The organism is Shewanella sp. SM32 (genome assembly GCF_025654235.1).
Taxonomy (GTDB): Bacteria; Pseudomonadota; Gammaproteobacteria; order Enterobacterales; family Shewanellaceae; genus Shewanella; species Shewanella oncorhynchi.
The window spans coordinates 1-2,991 of record NZ_JAKKRO010000122.1; the positions used below are offsets into that span (position 1 = coordinate 1).

The window sequence follows — 2,991 nt, forward strand, 5'->3', positions numbered from 1 at the left end:
AGAACCCATCGCCATCCCTTTTTGCACTAATGCGGCGCTGAGAGGGATTACTGCTTCGGCGCGAATATAAAGTGGAATACCAATTAAAGCCGCCACAGGAATAGCGTACCATTTTGCTTCACCGGCATATTTAACGATTAAATCTGTAGGAATAAAACCGTAGATCATTGACCCCAACAGAATGCCCACAAATAGATAAGGTAGTACTTGTTTGAAGTCCTTCCAAGTAGAGTGCCAAACTCTTATCCAGCGGCTCTGAGGCTTACTTTTGGGTGCTATATCAGTAGTCGTTACTGGTTTAGTATCGCAACATGAGTTCGCAACAGCTGTGGGTTTAGTATCGCAACATGAGTTCGCAACTGCTGTCGATTTAGTTTCGCAACAGGTACTGGAAAAGGAGGAAGGTTTAGTGTCACAACATGAAGTGACAGTGTCTTCCAGAGTATAAGCTTCTTTACGGACATACCTTTCAAACCCCAGCTTTTCAAGCATATAGCCTGCAATGACAGAGACTCCCATTGCTACTACAAAATAAAAAAGTGCTACTTTTAAGCCAAAGGTGACAACAAATAGTCCGATAATAATCGGATTCAGTAATGGACTGGCAAACAGGAATACCATCATAGGGCCAAAACCGGCACGAGCCCTGAGTAAGCCTTTCAAAAAGGGAATGGTAGAACAAGAGCAAAACGGGGTAATTGACCCAAGTAGTGCAGCAATGACATAACCTCTGCCGTTGCGTGAGCTTAGCATCGCTTGTATTTTTTGAGGGGTGATAAATTCTTGTAAAATACCTACTAGGTAGCTTATGACAAGAAATAGTAGGGTAAGCTCAACGGCAAGGAAAGCGAACATGCTTGCCGTTTCTTTCATCATAAGAATCATTTCAGGACTCATTTTTTTACCTCTTCAACTTAAAGTTTCGAATATTCTAGAATAATAGTGTTTGGGCGAAGTGTTTTCAATATATTATTTCTAGAATAATGGAAATATTTGGTATACCTATTGATGCTTAAACACATGACACCCTGCTTTTGATTGTTTATGAGTGGTCGATTTTGAGGTCGCTAGGGTAAGGATATTTCTGGTATTATCGAATTACTTAACGAAATGAGGCCGATATGAATATAGAGAATGCTGCTAAAGTATTAAAAGAACTGGGCCATCCAACGCGTCTCGCCCTATTTCGATTACTGGTCAAGGGCGGATATGCTGGCGTTGCGGTGGGTCAGTTACAAGACGAGTTGCAGATCCCTGGTTCAACTCTCTCACACCATATTAGTGCCCTTGTGTCAGCGGGAGTGATTTCCCAACGGCGCGAGGGAAGGGTGCTGTACTGCGTACCTGACTATGAATTATTACAAGGATTAGTGCATTTTTTACAAGATCAATGTTGTAGTGCTCAGTGAACAATTTTGTTAAATGAACAGTAAATTATTACATGTGGATATTTACATATATGATAAATCGTATATAGTGACATTCTCTTTCATCAGGACTCATTCCCATGAAAAAACGTGTACTTTTTCTCTGTGTTGGTAATTCTGCGCGTTCACAACTCGCTGAGGCCTTATTAAGACACCAAGCCCAAGAGCAGTTTGATGTGTTTAGTGCGGGTACGCAGCCTGAGCCCATCGATGAGCGAACTCTTGCGCTTTTGCAGAAAAATAATTTGGGTACGAGTGAGTTACGTTCGAAGTCTGTCAGTGAGTTTAGTGGGCAATCCTTTGACTTTGTGATCAGTCTCTGTGAAAAATCAACGCAAGAGTGTCAGAGTTTCCCCTTGGCAGATAAGATTATTGCTTGGGATTATCCCGATCCCAAAATCGAATCGGGCACTCGTGGGTTTGAACAAACTTTTAGAGAACTCAACGAAAGAATAAAAATGTTTGTACTCGTTCAGTCTAAGGATCTTAATGATTAATCCTACGCAATTTTTTAAATGTTTAGCCGATGAAACTCGCTTGCGCTGTTTGATGTTGATTCAGCACGAGGGTGAGCTTTGCGTCTGTGAATTGACCGAAGCCTTGCAGGAAATTCAGCCCAAGATCTCGCGGCATTTAGCCCAATTACGTAAGTGCGGATTATTAGTCGATCGCCGGCAGGGGCAATGGATTTTCTATAGTATCAGTAATGATTTACCCGAATGGGGAAAGTCAGTGTTGAGTGAGGTTACCAGCCAAAATCCGGTATTCCTTGAAGAAAACATGCGTAATCTGTGCAAGATGGGTGGCCGCCCCGAGCGCGCTAGAGCCTGTTGCTAAAGATTGTTTGTAACAAATAAATAAAAAATTTAATCTAAAATATATGAAAATTCATATATTAAATCGCTAGAGGTTGATATGGCACCAGCTATAAAAGTGCTCTTTCTATGTACCCATAATGCCTGTCGCAGCATCCTAGCTGAAGCTATAGGTCGAGATCTCGTCGGTAAGCAAGCTTTGACTACTATTGCTCAATGGCAATTTGCGAGTGCCGGTAGTGAACCTGCCGGGGTCGTTCATCCTCAAACTCTATTGCAACTAGCACACAGAGGCTATGTTACCGAAGGGCTCTGCAGCAAAAGCTGGGATATGATGGCGGATTTCACTCCTGACTTAGTGATCACTGTTTGTGATAATGCTGCGGGAGAAACCTGTCCTTTGTGGTTAGGTCAAACACTTAAATTACATTGGGGTTTACCCGACCCAACATCAATCGACGCCCCCGATATAGATGAGCAATTTAGCTATGTTATAGAAACACTTGAAAATCGTATAAAGGCATTAATCTCGTTGCCGCTTTCGGCAGGTATAGAAGCTCAAAAAGCATCATTACAATCAATTGCGAGTCAATTTCCACTTATTCAAAGATAAATGGTTTGTATTTAATTGGTGTTTATTCAACTAATTAAAATAGCAATATCCTTTTGCTTCATCGCTTTCATGTATACCAAGGAAGTTTGATTATGCTGCAACTATTTTCCGATTTAGCGAGCTGGCTAACCTTTGG

General features: G+C 41.6%; 5 protein-coding genes. 4 read left to right on the forward strand and 1 reads right to left on the reverse strand.

Annotated features, from left to right (window positions below; genetic code table 11):
* Positions 1-897, reverse strand: an 897-nt coding sequence (locus L5M10_RS23415) for a permease (protein WP_263256050.1), incomplete at its 3' end; no start/stop codon positions are given.
* A 224-nt stretch (positions 898-1,121) separates the two neighbouring features.
* Here L5M10_RS23415 and L5M10_RS23420 point away from each other — a divergent pair.
* The 4 genes from L5M10_RS23420 (at position 1,122) to L5M10_RS23435 (ending at position 2,855) form a co-directional block, all read left to right on the forward strand.
* Positions 1,122-1,409: an ArsR/SmtB family transcription factor gene (locus L5M10_RS23420; protein ID WP_182743184.1), complete on the forward strand. Its 288-nt coding sequence runs from the start codon at positions 1,122-1,124 to the stop codon at positions 1,407-1,409.
* A 98-nt stretch (positions 1,410-1,507) separates the two neighbouring features.
* Entirely contained in the window at positions 1,508-1,924 is a 417-nt protein-coding gene (locus tag L5M10_RS23425) for an arsenate reductase ArsC (RefSeq protein WP_212601008.1), read from the forward strand.
* On the forward strand, positions 1,917-2,264 hold the full coding sequence (locus L5M10_RS23430; protein WP_212601007.1) for a metalloregulator ArsR/SmtB family transcription factor: 348 nt from the start codon (positions 1,917-1,919) through the stop codon (positions 2,262-2,264). The genes L5M10_RS23425 and L5M10_RS23430 overlap by 8 nt, the downstream gene beginning before the upstream one ends.
* A gap of 78 nt (positions 2,265-2,342) precedes the next feature.
* Positions 2,343-2,855, forward strand: a complete 513-nt coding sequence (locus L5M10_RS23435; RefSeq protein WP_212601006.1) for an arsenate reductase ArsC — start codon at positions 2,343-2,345, stop codon at positions 2,853-2,855.
* The last annotated feature ends 136 nt before the right edge of the window (positions 2,856-2,991 follow it).